The sequence below is a fragment of the Ciceribacter lividus genome (genome assembly GCF_003337715.1).
GTDB lineage: Bacteria > Pseudomonadota > Alphaproteobacteria > Rhizobiales > Rhizobiaceae > Allorhizobium > Allorhizobium lividum.
The window spans coordinates 305043-319003 of record NZ_QPIX01000004.1; the positions used below are offsets into that span (position 1 = coordinate 305043).

The window sequence follows — 13961 nt, forward strand, 5'->3', positions numbered from 1 at the left end:
TGATGCGAACGCAAAGGAAGGTGATCAGTTGCGCTGGCGCCACCAGGCTATCTGCTTGCGAACCTCGCTCGGGGCCGTGCCGCCGTAGCTCTTGCGGCTGGCGACAGATGCTTCAACCGTCAGCACGTCGAAGACGCCCGCGGTGATCGCGGGGTTGATCGCCTGCAGTTCCGCAAGTGATAGCTCGGCGAGATCGCAGCCCTTGCCTTCGGCGAGAGCCACAGCGCGGCCGGTCACATGATGGGCCTCGCGGAACGGCAGCCCGGCTTCGCGGACCAGCCAGTCGGCAAGATCCGTCGCTGTCGAGTAGCCGGCACCGGCCGCCGCCTTCATCCGGTCTGCCCGAATGGTCATGTCGCGGACCATGCCGGTCATCGCCGCGAGGGCGAGCTCCAGGCTTTCGGCCGCATCGAATACCTGCTCCTTGTCTTCCTGCATGTCCTTCGAATAGGCGAGCGGCAAGCCTTTCATGACGGTGAGAAGCGCGACGAGCGACCCGTTGATCCGCCCCGTCTTGGCGCGCACGAGTTCGGCCGCGTCCGGATTCTTCTTCTGCGGCATGATCGACGAGCCGGTCGAGAAAGCATCCGAAAGCCGGACGAAGCCGAATTGCGGCGTGGACCAGATCACGATCTCCTCGGCCAGGCGCGAGAGATGGGTGGCCGTAATCGAGGCCATAGCAAGGAACTCAAGCGCAAAGTCGCGGTCCGACACAGTGTCGATCGAGTTGCGGGTCGGCTCGCGGAAGCCCAGAGCTTTGGCGGTCATGTGGCGGTCGATGTTATAGCCGGTGCCGGCGAGCGCCGCCGCGCCGATCGGGCTTTCGTCGAGGTGCTCGATCGCGTGGCGCACACGCTGCCGGTCACGGCCGAACATTTCGACATAGGCCATGCAGTGGTGGCCGAAGGTGACCGGCTGGGCCGTCTGCAGATGGGTGAAGCCCGGCATCACTGTTTCGGCGTGCTCTTCCGCCCGGTCGAGGAAGGCGTTGATCAGCGAGGTCAACGCAATCTCGGTCCTCTGCAGTTCTTCCTTTACCCAGAGGCGGAAATCGAGCGCCACCTGGTCGTTGCGGGAACGCGCGGTATGAAGGCGTCCTGCTGCCGGACCGATCAGGTCGGCAAGCCGGGCCTCGACGTTCATGTGGATGTCTTCGAGGCGACGGGAGAATTCGAAACGGCCGCTTTCGATCTCTGACAGGATCGTGTTCAGTCCGTGAACGATCTTGTCTTTGTCTTCTGCCGTGATGATGCCCTGATGGGCAAGCATGGTCGCGTGCGCTATTGAGCCGCGGATGTCTTGGGCATAAAGCTTCTTGTCGAAGTCGATGGAGGCATTTATCTCCTCCATGATGGCTGCGGGGCCAGAGGCGAAACGTCCGCCCCACATCTGGTTGGAGGTCAGCTCGTCCTTGGTGTCCTCGGCCATTTGATGCCCATCCCGGAGATGTTGATGACAGAAAAAAGACCCCTCGGACTTCCTTCCGCCAAGCTGGTTGCGATTGCGGCAGTCGCCGGGATTTTGGCCGGCGCGGCAGCGGTATACGTGAAGCAGACCATGTCTGGCAATGGCGAGCTTGCCGCGGAAGTCGGTCAATGCGCGGGGACAGTCGTCAAGGCGGCGAGCCTGGGGGCCGTCACGACTGGTGAAGTGGCTGCCATGGTCGCCGCCACGGAGCCGCGTTCGATTGCCGGCCTGGCATTCAAGGATGCCGCGCAAAAGGACGTATCGGTCGAGAATTTCGCCGGCAAGACGGTTCTCCTCAATGTGTGGGCCACCTGGTGCGTGCCATGCCGCGAAGAGATGCCGGCGCTCAACGGACTTCAGGAGAAGATGGGCGGCAAGGATTTCGAGGTCGTCGCCGTCAACATCGATACGGGCGACGCCGAAAAGCCGAAGGCCTTCCTCGCCGAGACCGGCGTCGACAAACTCGGGCTCTATCGCGACAACACGATGGGCGTCTTCAATGCTCTGAAAAAGCAGGGACTGGCCTTCGGCCTCCCGGTGACCCTGCTTGTCGACGAAAAGGGATGTCTGCTCGGCTCGATGAATGGTCCCGCCGCGTGGGATAGCGGCGACGCGCAGGCGCTGATCGCGGCCGCCGTCAAGCTCTGAGCCGCCTGCAGCCGGCGGACATTTGCCCGCGCGGCCTTGTCGTCCTGCTTGACCTCAACGCGTCGGGACCGGCGTCTCGCCGCGATAGTCGTAGAAGCCGCGGCCGGACTTGCGGCCGAGCCACCCGGCCTCGACATATTTCACCAGCAGCGGACAAGGGCGATACTTGCTGTCGGCCAATCCGTCGTGCAGCACCTGCATGATTGAAAGACAGGTGTCGAGGCCGATGAAGTCGGCCAGCTGCAGCGGGCCCATCGGGTGATTGGCGCCGAGCCGCATAGCGGTGTCGATGGCTTCCACCGTGCCGACACCTTCATAGAGCGTGTAGATCGCCTCGTTGATCATCGGCAGCAGGATGCGGTTGACGATGAAGGCCGGGAAGTCTTCCGCGACCGTGATCGTCTTGTCGAGCGACTGGGCGAAGGCCCTTGCCGTTGCGAAGGTGGTTTCATCGGTGGCGATGCCGCGCACGAGTTCCACCAGCTTCATCACCGGAACCGGATTCATGAAATGGATGCCCATGAAACGTTCGGGGCGATCCGTAGCGGCCGCGAGCCTCGTGATGGAGAGAGACGAGGTGTTGGTGGCGAGCAGGGCTTCGGGTTTGAGAACAGGGCAGATCTGGGCGAAGATCTTGCGCTTGACCGTCTCGTCCTCGGTTGCAGCCTCGATGACCATGTCCATCGGCGCCATGTCGTTGATGTCGGTGGTGCCGGCGATGCGCGCCATGGCAGCCTTGCGATCGTCGTCGGAAAGCTTGCCGCTGTTCACCTGACGGGCAAGGTTGCCGTTGACGGTCGCCAGACCTGCTTCGATCCTCTCCCGGGAAAGGTCGTAGACGGTCACCTTGTAGCCGGCGAGCGCACTGACCTGAACGATCCCGCAACCCATCTGGCCTGCACCTACAACGCCCAAGCTCTTGATTGCCGTTCCCATCGCGCTCTCCTCGCCGCACTCTGTCCCACAAAAATCTGCCGGGCCGACAGTATCGGCCCGGCAAAAATTGATAGACTTGCTCGCTTGATTTTTCCAGCCCTTTCGCAACTGCGAAGGAACTGGTTTCTGTCAAAGCGCCTTTTCGAGTTCGGGAAGAATTTCGAAGAGGTCACCGACGAGGCCGTAATCGGCGACCTGGAAGATCGGTGCTTCCTCGTCCTTGTTGATGGCGACGATGACCTTCGAGTCCTTCATGCCGGCGAGATGCTGGATGGCGCCGGAGATGCCGCAGGCGATATAGAGTTCCGGAGCGACGACCTTGCCGGTCTGGCCGACCTGCCAGTCGTTCGGCGCGTAGCCGGCATCGACGGCCGCACGCGAGGCGCCGACGGCTGCACCGAGCTTGTCGGCCACCGGAAGGATCACCTCCTTGAACTTCTCCGAAGAGCCGAGTGCACGGCCACCGGAGATGATGATCTTGGCGGAGGTGAGTTCGGGACGGTCAGAGGAAGACAGTGCGTCGCCGACGAAAGTCGAGACACCGGGGTTCGCGGCTGCGGCGACGGTTTCCACCGGAGCGGAACCACCCTCTCCGGTGGCCGTGAAGGAGGCCGTGCGCACGGTAATGACCTTCTTGGCGTCGGAAGACTGGACCGTCTGGATGGCGTTGCCGGCATAGATTGGACGCTTGAAGGTGTCGGGCGACACGACTTCGATGATTTCCGAGACCTGCATCACGTCGAGCAGGGCGGCGACGCGCGGCATGACGTTCTTGCCGATCGACGTTGCGGGCGCAACGATGGCATCATAGCCGCCGGCCAGGGAAACGATGAGGGCCGCGAGCGGTTCCGCCAGATTGTTGGCAAGCGAAGCATCGTCGGCGAGCAGGACCTTGGAGACGCCAGAGAGCTTTGCGGCGGCATCGGCCGCAGCCTTCGCGCCGGAGCCGGCGACGAGCACGTGGACGTCGCCGCCGATCTTGGCTGCGGCGGTCAGAGCCTTCGCGGTCTGGTCGGACAGGGTTGCGTTGTCGTGTTCTGCCAGAAGAAGAATGGCCATGTTGTAAATCTCCTCTCCGGATCCGTTAGAGCACGCCGGCTTCGTTCTTGAGCTTGTCGACAAGCTCGGCGACCGTCTTGACCTTGACACCGGCCTTGCGTCCGCCGGGTTCCTCGGTCTTCCGCACCTTGAGGCGCGGCGTGGTGTCGACGCCGAAATCGGCGGGGGTCTTCTTGTCGAGCGGCTTCTTCTTCGCCTTCATGATGTTCGGCAGCGAGGCATAGCGCGGCTCGTTGAGACGCAGGTCCGTCGTGACGACAGCCGGCAGCTTGACCTCGATCGTCTGAAGGCCGCCGTCGACCTCGCGGGTCACCTTGGCGGAGCCGTCGCCGATCTCGACCTTGGAGGCGAAGGTTGCCTGGGCCCAGCCGAGGAGGGCCGAGAGCATCTGGCCGGTCTGATTGGAATCATCGTCGATCGCCTGCTTGCCGGTGATGACGAGGCCGGGCTGTTCTGCTTCGATCACGCCCTTCAGGATCTTCGCGACGGCGAGCGGCTCGACTGCGTCTTCGGTCTCAACCAGCACGGCACGATCGGCACCCATGGCAAGCCCGGTGCGGAGCGTTTCTTCGGCCTTGGACGGACCGATGGAGACGACGACGATCTCCGAAGCCTTGCCGGCTTCCTTCAGGCGCAGGGCTTCTTCCACCGCGATCTCGTCGAACGGGTTCATCGACATTTTCACGTTGGCAAGCTCGACGCCCGATCCATCGGGCTTCACACGGATCTTGACGTTGTAGTCGACGACCCGCTTGACGGTCACGAGTATCTTCATGGGTTCCTTCCTTCGCTGCTTTCCGCCGAAAAATGCGCCTGAAAGCGGTCCTCCGATTGTCGGTTGGCGACATCGATACGCATTTTTTATCCAAACACAACGTCCCGCGCCCGGTTCGTCGCATCTGTCGGCATGAATAAGTTACGTTTACGTCTACGTCAATGTTGATGACGTCAACTCGGCTACGGCTTCCAGCCGACGGAGTCGCGCGTTTCTCCGTCTGTCGGCGCCGAGGCGATGGAACGCTGCTCCACTGCCCTCGGAGTGACGATCGCGCGATCGAACAGGGGCACACCTGGGCGACGCATCAAGATCACGAGCAATGCTCCGGCGGCGATACCTCCGACATGTGCGCCCCACGACACGTTGTCCCCCTGGCTGAAGCGCAGCATCCAGAACTGCTGTCCGATCCAGAAGAGGAGCGGTATGAAGGCCGGAAGCGGAAGGGGAAAACGGAAGAGGACCAGGACCCAGATCCGGACCCGCGGATGCAGCACAACGTAGGCGGAAACCACACCCGCGATAGCGCCTGAGGCGCCGATCAGCGGGCTTTGCGAGGTCGGTACGAGAGCGCCGTGGGCGAAAGCGCCGGCGACCGCGCAGAGAAGGTAGAAGAGCAGGAAGCGGACATGTCCGAGGGCGTCCTCGACATTGTCGCCGAACACCCAGAGAAATAGCATGTTGCTGGCAAGATGCACGACGTTGCCATGCAGGAAGGCGTAGGTGATCGAGGTAAGCGGGCTTGGGACAAGTACGAGGGACGGCTCGAGCACGGCGTTGCCAAAGACCACTGCTGGGATGAAACCGAGGCCGAGAAGGCTTGCCTGAACGATTTCCTGAGCGGCAAAAGGACCTGTCAGGAGCCAAATCACGACGTTGAGGGCGATCAGGCTGTGGGTGACGTATTGCCGCCTGATATGCTTGAGGCCGTTGCGATCATGGAGCGGGATGAACATTGGCGGCCTTCATCCCGTCAGCGGTGCTTTCCCGGCACCCAGAGAATGTCGTTCCTGCCGTCTGCATTGGCGAGCCGGGCGGCGACGAAGAGAAAATCCGAAAGGCGGTTTATGTATTTGAGCGCCGCAGCACCAACCGTTTCCCCCTCGCATCGTGAGAGCTCAACCATGATCCGCTCGGCGCGGCGCGCCACCGTGCGCGCGAGATGGAGATGGGCGGCTGCGGGCGTTCCGCCCGGCAGGATGAAGGACTTCAGCGGGTCGAGACCGACATTCAGCTGATCGATCTCGCGCTCGAGACGGGCAACCTGTTCGTCGATCACCCGCAGGGGCTCGTAAGACAGTGCTTCGCCGGTTTCCGGTGCCGCAAGATCCGCCCCGAGATCGAAGAGGTCGTTCTGGACGCGCAGGAGCATGGCATCGAGGTCGGGTGTTGCCGCCGTATGAAGCCGTGCGACGCCGATCGCGGAATTCGTTTCGTCGACGGTGCCATAGGCCTCCACCCGCAGATCGTGCTTTTGACGGCGCGGTCCGCTGACCAGAGCGGTGGTGCCGTCGTCGCCGGTGCGGGTATAGATCTTGTTCAACCTGACCATGTCTTACGCTCCCGTCAGCGTCCGCCGCCCGTCAGCCAGAGGGTGACCATGATGAGTATGATCGCCACCGCCTGCAACAGGATTCGCATGCGCATCAGTTGGTTCGAGCGGCTGCCGCTTCCACCCTTCATCATGTTCATCAGGCCTCGGACGAGTACGAGGACGACGAGACCCATGACGATCAACGTGAGCGTTGTTGTGAAGGCGGACATTTTGCTTCCTTGGCCTTTATTGCTGATTTCAGCTGAGCGATCGCATCAGCTTGTAGAAAAGATCGGCGGGCAGGAGTCGCTTGAGTAGAGCGCCCTGCCGGGCGGGTGTCGTCACGAGATAATGGGGACGGGGTCGCCCTGCGGTCAAGGCATGCTTCAGGGCGACATAGACAGCCTCCGGTCCAAGCTTGTGACGGTTGACCGGCCCGGTGCCGTCGAGGCGCGCAAGCTGCCGCTTGTACTCTTCTGCATGCACGGATCCTTCGAGATCGATGTTCTTGCGAATATGGGTCAGCGCGTTGGCGGTGAACCGCGACTCGATCGGACCAGGCTCGATCAGGCTCACATGAATGCCGCTTCCTTCGAGTTCCATTCGTAGCGTGAGGCTGAGCCCCTCGATGGCGTATTTCGAGGCGGTATAGGCGCCACGGAAACGATAGGGCAAAATCCCGAGGATGGACGAGCACTGCACGATCCGGCCATGACCTTGCCGGCGCATGAGCGGAACGATCTGTCGCGTGAGCTCATGCCAGCCGAAGACGTTCGTCTCGAACTGCCGCCGGAGCGCTTCGGTCGGCAAGTCCTCTACGGCACCCGGCTGGCCGTAGGCTCCATTGTTGAAGAGGGCGTCTATACGTCCGCCGGTCCTTCTTTCAACCTCTTGCACCAGTGCCGTGATGCTCGGGCCGTCGGTATAGTCCATCAACAGGGCCTCGATCCCCGCCTTTTCGAGGGGAACCAGATCCGCCGGCTTGCGGACGGTCGCAAAAACCCGCCATCCGTCGTTGCGCAGCGCTCCGGCGCAGTAGGCGCCGATACCTGAAGAACAGCCGGTAACGATGATGCAGGGGCGGTCCGCCATGGAATGTTTCCTGTACAATGCCGCGGAGGTTTCCCATATTCGCTTCCGGGTGACAACCGGCACTGACGATCGGGAGACGAGATGCCAGCATTCCTGCGCATGCTCTACAAGGTGGGCTTTGATGCGCTGAAGCATTTTTCCGAGGATGACGGCTGGGCGATGGCAAGTCACGTGGCGCTCTCGGCGCTGCTGGCAGTCTTTCCGTTCCTGATCTTCGGGACCGCGGTTGCCGGCTTCTTCGGTGCGGATACGTTCGCCGACACTGCGATCCACCTCATTTTCGATACCTGGCCGGAGGCGATTGCCAGACCGCTTGCCGAGCAGGTCCTGCAAGTCCTCACCGTGCCGCGCGGGCTTCTGACGGTTTCAGTGCTGGCGGCGGCGTATTTTGCGTCAAACGGGGTCGAGGCCTTGAGGGTGTCGCTCAACCGCGCCTACCGCGTGACCGAGGACCGTCCGTGGTATCTCGCGCGCCTCGTCAGTTTCGCCTATGTGATCGGAGGGGTCGTGGTGCTGGCGATCGTGAGTGCGCTTCTCGTCGCGGTTCCGATTGCGCTTGCCTTTGCCAGCAGGTGGTTTCCGTTGCTGGAGGAATTTCTCGCGGTCGTCTCCAACTGGAGGGTCTACGGAACGTTGCTCCTTTTGGCCGCCGGCCTGATCATCTTTCATCTCGGTCTGCCGGCCGGGCACCGGCGATTGCGGGACGTCATCCCTGGCGTCCTTCTGACTCTGGTGCTCTGGCTCGTCGGCGCCCTGGCCTTCGCGTCCTATCTCGCCACCTTCGCCAACTACGCCGCCACCTATGCTGGCCTGGCGTCGGTCATGGTGGTGCTGGTCTTCCTCTATATGGTCGGCGCGATTTTCATCATCGGTGCAGAATTCAACGCCGCGCTCTTGAAATATGACATCCTCTCCGGCCGACGCATGGCCAATGCCCGAAGGCGCTCACGCAAGACCGACCAGCCGTCGGACGTCGGCTGACGTAAGCCCCTGCGCCCTCAGTGCCGCGAGAGCGGTGTCGCCGGCGCTCTTGGAGAGCTTGCGGCCGTCGGTGCCGAGGATCAGCCGGTGGTGATGGTAGGCGGGGGCGGGCAGTCCCAGCAGTTCCTGCAGAAGCCTGTGCACGGCAGTTGCATGGAAGAGATCAAGTCCGCGGACCACATGGGTGACGCCCTGGAGCGCATCGTCGAGCGTGACCGACAGGTGATAGCTCGACGGCGCATCCGAGCGCCACAACACGATGTCGCCCCAGTCCTCCGGCCGCGCGGCGATACTGCCTTTCGGTCCATCGCCCGTTTCCGCCCAGGTCAGCCTTCTGCCGAGTTCCGCCGTTGCCTTTCCGATGTCGAGACGCCAGGCATGTCGATGGTGATCGGAGAGAAGTCGTTCTCTTTCGGCCGCGGATCGAAGCCGGTCGAGCGGCGGGTAAATCGGAGCGCCGTCGGGATCGCATGGCCAGGGTCGACCTTGTTGCTCGGCCTTCGAGACAAACGCCTTCACCTCGCCGCGCGACATGAAGGCCGGGTAGGCCAATCCGAGATCGATCAGTCTCTGCAGCGCCTGCCGATACTCGTCGAGATGCTCGGACTGGCGGCGCGCCGGTTTTTCCCACGAGACTCCGAGCCAGTCCAGATCTTCGAAGATTGCAGCCTCGAATTCCGGGGTGCAACGGGAGAGATCGATGTCCTCGATCCTCAGCAGGAGCCGCCCCCCGGAAGCATTTGCCATATCCTGATTGAGCAAGGCCGAGAGCGCATGGCCGAGATGAAGGCGCCCGTTCGGGCTCGGCGCAAAGCGGAAAACGGACCTTTGATTGTCGAAGGCGGTCATGCTCTCTTCTGACATGAACGGTACACTGCAGCCAAGAGGAACGAGGGAATCGCATGAGGATCATCCGGACCGCGGAGGACGTCGAATACGGACTTGCAGAACTGTGCCGCATCGATCCCCGCCTGCGTGCGATTCATGCTACCGTCGATCGCCTGCCGCTTCGTCTCATGGAGCCGGGGTTCGCGGCCCTCGCGCAGATCGTCGTTTCGCAGATGGTGTCGAGGGCAAGTGCCGATGCGATATGGGGGCGACTTGTCGGGGCGACCGGCGAGCCGACGGCTCCGAATTATCTTTCGCTCGACCAGGCCGCGGTCGGCCGCCTCGGGCTCTCCCGGGCAAAGGCAGCGACACTGCGCGGGATCGCGGAGGCGGTTGTTGCCGGTGAACTCGACCTCGGCTCCTTCGGAGGCCGCGATGCGGAGGAGGTCGTCGGTGTCCTTACCTCGTACCGAGGCATCGGCCCTTGGACGGCGGAAGTCTACCTCATGTTCTGCGCCGGACATCCAGATGTCTTTCCAGCGGGCGATGTCGCGCTGAGAATCGCGGTCGGCAAGGCCTTCGGACACGGCGAACGCTTATCCAGATCCGCAGTGACCCTGATCGCAGAAGCGTGGCGGCCGTGGCGCTCTATCGCCGCCCGGCTCTTCTGGGCATATTACGCGGGAGACTCTGCCCCTCTTCCCGGACTCAGGCCCCCGGCCTGACGCCGATCGCGGTTCCACGTTTCGCTTCTCGTGCGCGCGAAACGCCGCATTCCCTAGCGGGTGCGTTATTCCGCTTCACAATCCTGTAACAACGGACCTAATATACAAAGGTGGATGCCGAATCGCTCAGGAGACGCCCTTGACGATTGCAGTCTCGCCCCAGTCCTTGCCGGCGCTCGTGCTGAATGCCGACTATAGGCCGCTGAGTTACTACCCCTTGTCGCTGTGGTCCTGGCAGGACGCGATCAAGGCCGTCTTTCTTGACCGCGTCAATATCATAGCAGAGTACGAGCACTCGGTATCTTCGCCCAGCTTTTCGATGCGACTACCGAGCGTCGTCAGCCTCAAGACCTATGTCCAGCCATCCCGCAACCCGGCATTTACCCGCTTCAACGTCTTCCTGCGGGATCGTTTCGAGTGTCAGTATTGCGGCTCGACCGACGACCTGACCTTCGACCATGTCATCCCGCGCGCCCATGGCGGCGAGACGACCTGGGAGAACGTCGTGGCGGCCTGCTCGCCCTGCAACCTCCGGAAGGGCAGCAAGCTGCCGAAACAGGCGCAGATGTTCCCGGCGCAGAAGCCTTACCGCCCGTCGGTGCAAGACCTGCACAACAACGGCCGGCTCTTTCCGCCGAACTACCTGCATGAGAGCTGGGTCGACTACCTCTACTGGGACTCCGAGTTGCAGCCCTGAACCGTCAGTGCCGCTTGCCGAAGACACCCCAGGCGGCGATCGCCGCGAGTATCACGCTTCCGATCACGTTCCACCCTGCAAAGGAAAGTCCGAGCACGCGCAGCGTCGCCTCGGTGCAGGACGGACCCTTTACGCTGTTGAGCTGGTTGAGGATGTCGCCGGACCCGGCGGCGGGAGCTGCCCCGCCGACAGAACAGCTTGCCGGTCCTTCCCAGAAGCCCCACTCGACGCCGGAATGATAGACGCCGAGGCCCCCGCCGACGATCATCAGGATCATGACGACCGCAAGCAGGCCTCGCGTGATCCAGGACGGCAGGTTCAGGACGGCCGCCAGTATCGCCAGAATCCCGACGGGGATGCCGAGGTAATAGGGATTCCGCTGAAGAAGGCAGAGCGCGCAGGGGATGTAGCCGCCGATATGCTCGAAGGCGAGCGCGGAGCCGACGACGAAAGCCATGCCGAGCGTGGTCAGAACCGCCGCGACGGCCGTCTTGTTCTTGACGAGTGGTGTAGAAAGACTCATGGCCCGTTCCCGTTTCAGTGCGCGACGTAGCGATAGCCCACGTAGAGCGCGATCAATACTGCCGCGCCGGCGGCGGCTATATGGCCGAGCCGCTTCTCGATGAAGTCGCGGATCGGTTCGCCATAGCGCCGCAGCAACCAGGCGAGCAGAAGGAAGCGTCCGCCGCGCGCGGCAATGGCCGAGACGATGAACAGCCCCAGATTGATGTGGGCGACGCCGGAAAGGATGGTGACGACCTTGATCGGCGGCAGGTGGGCAAGACCCGAGGTGACCAGCAGCAGCAGTACGGTCTGGTAGTCGACACCTGTCCGCAGCCGCTCGAAGGCGTCGAGTTTGCCGTAGAATTCCAGGATCGGTCTGGCGACTGCCTCGAAGGCGTAATAGCCGAGGAACCATCCGGCTATCCCGCCCAGCACGGAAGCGATCGTTGCGATAATCGCGTACCGCCATGCTCTTTCCGGTCGTGCCAGCGTCATGGGGAGATAGAGAACATCCGCCGGGACTAGAAAGATCGAGCTCTCGATAAAGGCGATCACGGCGAGCCAGGCTTCTGCTGACTTGCGGGCCGCGAGAGACATTGTCCAATAATAGAGGCGGCGCAGCATGCTTTCATTCCTGACCGTTTGCGGGCCGGTTTTAAGCAAGCCCGACCTTCGTGTAAATGCCTGCATCGCCGGCGCTTGCCGCGCACGGCAAAACTTCTCGTGAGCGGGTGAAACTGCAAAAAGCAGGTTGACCGGATGGCCGCGGTTCGTATAGTCCGGCCGAGTTCTACGTTTCGGGCCCCATTGGCGGAACTGGTAGACGCGCTCGACTCAAAATCGAGTTCCGAAAGGAGTGCTGGTTCGATTCCGGCATGGGGCACCATTCATCTCTCAGATCGCATTGATCACTGAATTTCGGCGTGTTCGTGTCGATCACGCGGGATTCGGCAACATTTCCGTCACCCCGGTTGCTGCGGTATAGGCGGTCCGGTGCGACGGTCCGCCTTTCTCATTGTGCATGTGCGAAACGAGTGCTAGCAGTTCCCGATGTGAGACGGGATACCGGCATGTTTCTGTCAAGAAGTAGCTCTTACGAAAACATCGTCCGCGACTTTTCGTGGGAGATACCCGAGGATTTCAACATCGGGCGCGCCGTCAGCGATGACTGGGCGGTCCGGGACCCTGAACGGGTCTGCCTGGAGCATTTCAGCCCCGACGGCATTCATCGGTCGATGACCTATCGAGGGCTTTCCGAGCGCTCGTCGGCGTTTGCGCACGCGCTGCATTCGCTCGGCGTCGCCGTCGGCGACCGTGTGGCACTGCTTCTGCCGCAATCCTTCGAGACGGTTGTCGCACATGTCTCGATCTACAAGCTCGGCGGAATTGCGCTACCGCTGGCGCTTCTCTTCGGAGAGGAAGCTCTCGAATTTCGTCTGCGGGCGTCCGGCGCCAAGGTGGTGGTCACCAACGACTTTGGGCTGTCGCGCCTCGCACCGATCCGCGGGCGACTGCCTGAACTCAAGCATGTGATCTCGATCGACGACGTCGATGCCCCGGCTCTTTCCTTTGCTCGATTGATCGATACCCACCCGTCCGTGTTCGACGTGGCGGAGGGTGGTCCCGACAAGCCTGCGATGATGATCTTCACCTCCGGTACGACGGGACCGCCGAAGGGTGCCCTGCACGGGCACCGCGTTCTTCCCGGGCACATGCCGGGTTTCCAGATGGCACACGCGTTTCCGCCGCAACCGGGAGACAAGATGTGGACGCCGGCGGACTGGGCCTGGGCCGGCGGGCTGCTCAACGCGCTCCTTCCGGCGCTGCTGCTCGGAATTCCTGTCGTCTCGTCGCCCGCCCAAAAGTTCGATCCGCACATGGCCTTCCGTATCATGGCCGAGATGAAGGTGCGCAATGCCTTCATCCCACCGACCGCCCTGAGGCTGATGAAGGTCGTGGAAGACCCTCGAGCCCGGTATGACCTCGTTTTGCGCAGCATCGGGAGCGCCGGCGAAGCGTTGGGGCGCGAAACCTACGAATGGGTGAAATCCACTCTGGGGATCGTGCCGAACGAGTTCTACGGACAGACCGAATGCAATTTCGTTCTTTCGTCGGCAGGCCATATCGGCGTCAGCAAAGCCGGCGCGATCGGACGTCCGGTGCCCGGCCACGAGGTCGCAATCGTCGGCCCGGATGGAACCGTCCTTCCCGCAGGTGCCGTCGGGCAGATCGCCGTCCGTCGTCCGGATCCCGTGATGTTCCTCGAATACTGGCAGAATCCGCAAGCGACCGCGGCCAAGTTCGTCAGCGAGTGGATGACGACGGGCGACATGGGCCGGCAGGACGAGGACGGCTATTTCGTCTTTCTCGGTCGCGATGACGACGTCATCACCTCCTCCGGTTACCGCATCGGGCCTGCGGAGATCGAGGATTGCCTGCTCGGGCATCCTGCCGTGCAGCTCGCGGCCGTGATCGGCAAGCCGGATCCGGTGCGAACGGAGATCGTCAAGGCCTTCGTTGTCCTCCGGTCTGGCCATGTCGCCAGCCCCGAACTGGCCGAAGAACTCCGTTCGTGGATCAAGCTGCGGTTGTCCATGCACGAATATCCCCGGGAGGTGGCCTTCGTGGAGGAATTGCCACTGACGACATCCGGCAAGGTGATACGCCGGATCTTGCGTGAGCAGGACACCGCCGGCTTCGCTGCGGAATAGCGCC

The 13961-nt window shown here is 62.4% G+C and carries 16 protein-coding genes and 1 tRNA gene; 6 read left to right on the plus strand and 11 right to left on the minus strand.

Translation table 11 applies throughout. The annotated features are described in order from the left end of the window. Positions 1 to 24 precede the first annotated feature (24 nt). Positions 25 to 1428, minus strand: coding sequence for an argininosuccinate lyase (argH, locus tag DFR48_RS09750; RefSeq protein WP_114362952.1), 1404 nt, complete (start codon positions 1426 to 1428; stop codon positions 25 to 27). A gap of 24 nt (positions 1429 to 1452) precedes the next feature. Between argH and tlpA the strand changes: the two genes are divergently transcribed. Further along, positions 1453 to 2115, plus strand: a complete 663-nt coding sequence (gene tlpA / locus DFR48_RS09755; RefSeq protein WP_114362953.1) for a thiol:disulfide interchange protein TlpA — start codon at positions 1453 to 1455, stop codon at positions 2113 to 2115. A 54-nt stretch (positions 2116 to 2169) separates the two neighbouring features. Here tlpA and DFR48_RS09760 read toward each other — a convergent pair whose 3' ends face one another. From DFR48_RS09760 to DFR48_RS09790, 7 genes are all read right to left on the minus strand, one after another. Next, positions 2170 to 3051 carry a 3-hydroxybutyryl-CoA dehydrogenase gene (locus tag DFR48_RS09760; protein ID WP_114362954.1) on the minus strand — a complete coding sequence of 294 codons (882 nt, stop codon included), beginning with the start codon at positions 3049 to 3051 and terminating at the stop codon, positions 2170 to 2172. 129 nt (positions 3052 to 3180) lie between these two features. Beyond that, positions 3181 to 4110, minus strand: a complete 930-nt coding sequence (locus DFR48_RS09765) for an electron transfer flavoprotein subunit alpha/FixB family protein (protein WP_114362955.1) — start codon at positions 4108 to 4110, stop codon at positions 3181 to 3183. A gap of 25 nt (positions 4111 to 4135) precedes the next feature. Beyond that, entirely contained in the window at positions 4136 to 4885 is a 750-nt protein-coding gene (locus tag DFR48_RS09770; RefSeq protein WP_114362956.1) for an electron transfer flavoprotein subunit beta/FixA family protein, read from the minus strand. Between the two features lie 182 nt (positions 4886 to 5067). Next, positions 5068 to 5841, minus strand: a complete 774-nt coding sequence (locus DFR48_RS09775) for a rhomboid family intramembrane serine protease (RefSeq protein WP_114362957.1) — start codon at positions 5839 to 5841, stop codon at positions 5068 to 5070. Positions 5842 to 5858: 17 nt separating this feature from the next. Continuing rightward, positions 5859 to 6437 carry a cob(I)yrinic acid a,c-diamide adenosyltransferase gene (locus DFR48_RS09780; RefSeq protein WP_114362958.1) on the minus strand — a complete coding sequence of 193 codons (579 nt, stop codon included), beginning with the start codon at positions 6435 to 6437 and terminating at the stop codon, positions 5859 to 5861. Positions 6438 to 6451: 14 nt separating this feature from the next. Further along, a complete protein-coding gene (locus DFR48_RS09785; RefSeq protein WP_114362959.1) occupies positions 6452 to 6649 on the minus strand; it encodes a twin transmembrane helix small protein in 198 nt (65 codons plus the stop codon). Positions 6650 to 6677: 28 nt separating this feature from the next. After that, complete coding sequence (locus tag DFR48_RS09790; RefSeq protein WP_114362960.1) at positions 6678 to 7511, minus strand: SDR family oxidoreductase; 834 nt, start codon at positions 7509 to 7511, stop codon at positions 6678 to 6680. A gap of 81 nt (positions 7512 to 7592) precedes the next feature. On the opposite strand from DFR48_RS09790, the gene DFR48_RS09795 reads away from it, so the two are divergent. Further along, positions 7593 to 8492: a YihY/virulence factor BrkB family protein gene (locus tag DFR48_RS09795; protein ID WP_114362961.1), complete on the plus strand. Its 900-nt coding sequence runs from the start codon at positions 7593 to 7595 to the stop codon at positions 8490 to 8492. On the opposite strand, the gene gluQRS is transcribed toward DFR48_RS09795, so the two are convergent. Continuing rightward, complete coding sequence (gluQRS, locus tag DFR48_RS09800; protein ID WP_114362962.1) at positions 8457 to 9341, minus strand: tRNA glutamyl-Q(34) synthetase GluQRS; 885 nt, start codon at positions 9339 to 9341, stop codon at positions 8457 to 8459. The genes DFR48_RS09795 and gluQRS overlap by 36 nt on opposite strands. A gap of 53 nt (positions 9342 to 9394) precedes the next feature. On the opposite strand from gluQRS, the gene DFR48_RS09805 reads away from it, so the two are divergent. Then, complete coding sequence (locus DFR48_RS09805; RefSeq protein ID WP_114362963.1) at positions 9395 to 10045, plus strand: DNA-3-methyladenine glycosylase family protein; 651 nt, start codon at positions 9395 to 9397, stop codon at positions 10043 to 10045. Positions 10046 to 10184: 139 nt separating this feature from the next. After that, entirely contained in the window at positions 10185 to 10742 is a 558-nt protein-coding gene (locus tag DFR48_RS09810; protein ID WP_114362964.1) for an HNH endonuclease, read from the plus strand. A 4-nt stretch (positions 10743 to 10746) separates the two neighbouring features. On the opposite strand, the gene DFR48_RS22185 is transcribed toward DFR48_RS09810, so the two are convergent. After that, on the minus strand, positions 10747 to 11265 hold the full coding sequence (locus DFR48_RS22185) for a disulfide bond formation protein B (protein ID WP_245415568.1): 519 nt from the start codon (positions 11263 to 11265) through the stop codon (positions 10747 to 10749). A gap of 14 nt (positions 11266 to 11279) precedes the next feature. Continuing rightward, positions 11280 to 11870, minus strand: coding sequence for a YqaA family protein (locus DFR48_RS22190; protein WP_245415569.1), 591 nt, complete (start codon positions 11868 to 11870; stop codon positions 11280 to 11282). A gap of 177 nt (positions 11871 to 12047) precedes the next feature. On the opposite strand from DFR48_RS22190, the gene DFR48_RS09820 reads away from it, so the two are divergent. Together DFR48_RS09820 and DFR48_RS09825 are read left to right on the plus strand one after the other, a co-directional pair. After that, positions 12048 to 12132: transfer RNA gene (locus DFR48_RS09820), tRNA-Leu, on the plus strand. A 184-nt stretch (positions 12133 to 12316) separates the two neighbouring features. Continuing rightward, complete coding sequence (locus DFR48_RS09825; RefSeq protein ID WP_114362965.1) at positions 12317 to 13957, plus strand: AMP-binding protein; 1641 nt, start codon at positions 12317 to 12319, stop codon at positions 13955 to 13957. The last annotated feature ends 4 nt before the right edge of the window (positions 13958 to 13961 follow it).

Excerpts from the sequence above, each read along its gene's own strand:
- argH (WP_114362952.1), bottom strand. The coding sequence starts at position 1,428 with ATGGCCGAGGACACCAAGGACGAGCTGACCTCCAACCAGATGTGGGGC.
- tlpA (WP_114362953.1), top strand. The coding sequence starts at position 1,453 with ATGACAGAAAAAAGACCCCTCGGACTTCCTTCCGCCAAGCTGGTTGCG.
- DFR48_RS09760 (WP_114362954.1), bottom strand. The coding sequence starts at position 3,051 with ATGGGAACGGCAATCAAGAGCTTGGGCGTTGTAGGTGCAGGCCAGATG.
- DFR48_RS09765 (WP_114362955.1), bottom strand. The coding sequence starts at position 4,110 with ATGGCCATTCTTCTTCTGGCAGAACACGACAACGCAACCCTGTCCGAC.
- DFR48_RS09770 (WP_114362956.1), bottom strand. The coding sequence starts at position 4,885 with ATGAAGATACTCGTGACCGTCAAGCGGGTCGTCGACTACAACGTCAAG.
- DFR48_RS09775 (WP_114362957.1), bottom strand. The coding sequence starts at position 5,841 with ATGTTCATCCCGCTCCATGATCGCAACGGCCTCAAGCATATCAGGCGG.
- DFR48_RS09780 (WP_114362958.1), bottom strand. The coding sequence starts at position 6,437 with ATGGTCAGGTTGAACAAGATCTATACCCGCACCGGCGACGACGGCACC.
- DFR48_RS09785 (WP_114362959.1), bottom strand. The coding sequence starts at position 6,649 with ATGTCCGCCTTCACAACAACGCTCACGTTGATCGTCATGGGTCTCGTC.
- DFR48_RS09790 (WP_114362960.1), bottom strand. The coding sequence starts at position 7,511 with ATGGCGGACCGCCCCTGCATCATCGTTACCGGCTGTTCTTCAGGTATC.
- DFR48_RS09795 (WP_114362961.1), top strand. The coding sequence starts at position 7,593 with ATGCCAGCATTCCTGCGCATGCTCTACAAGGTGGGCTTTGATGCGCTG.
- gluQRS (WP_114362962.1), bottom strand. The coding sequence starts at position 9,341 with ATGACCGCCTTCGACAATCAAAGGTCCGTTTTCCGCTTTGCGCCGAGC.
- DFR48_RS09805 (WP_114362963.1), top strand. The coding sequence starts at position 9,395 with ATGAGGATCATCCGGACCGCGGAGGACGTCGAATACGGACTTGCAGAA.
- DFR48_RS22185 (WP_245415568.1), bottom strand. The coding sequence starts at position 11,265 with ATGAGTCTTTCTACACCACTCGTCAAGAACAAGACGGCCGTCGCGGCG.
- DFR48_RS22190 (WP_245415569.1), bottom strand. The coding sequence starts at position 11,870 with ATGCTGCGCCGCCTCTATTATTGGACAATGTCTCTCGCGGCCCGCAAG.
- DFR48_RS09825 (WP_114362965.1), top strand. The coding sequence starts at position 12,317 with ATGTTTCTGTCAAGAAGTAGCTCTTACGAAAACATCGTCCGCGACTTT.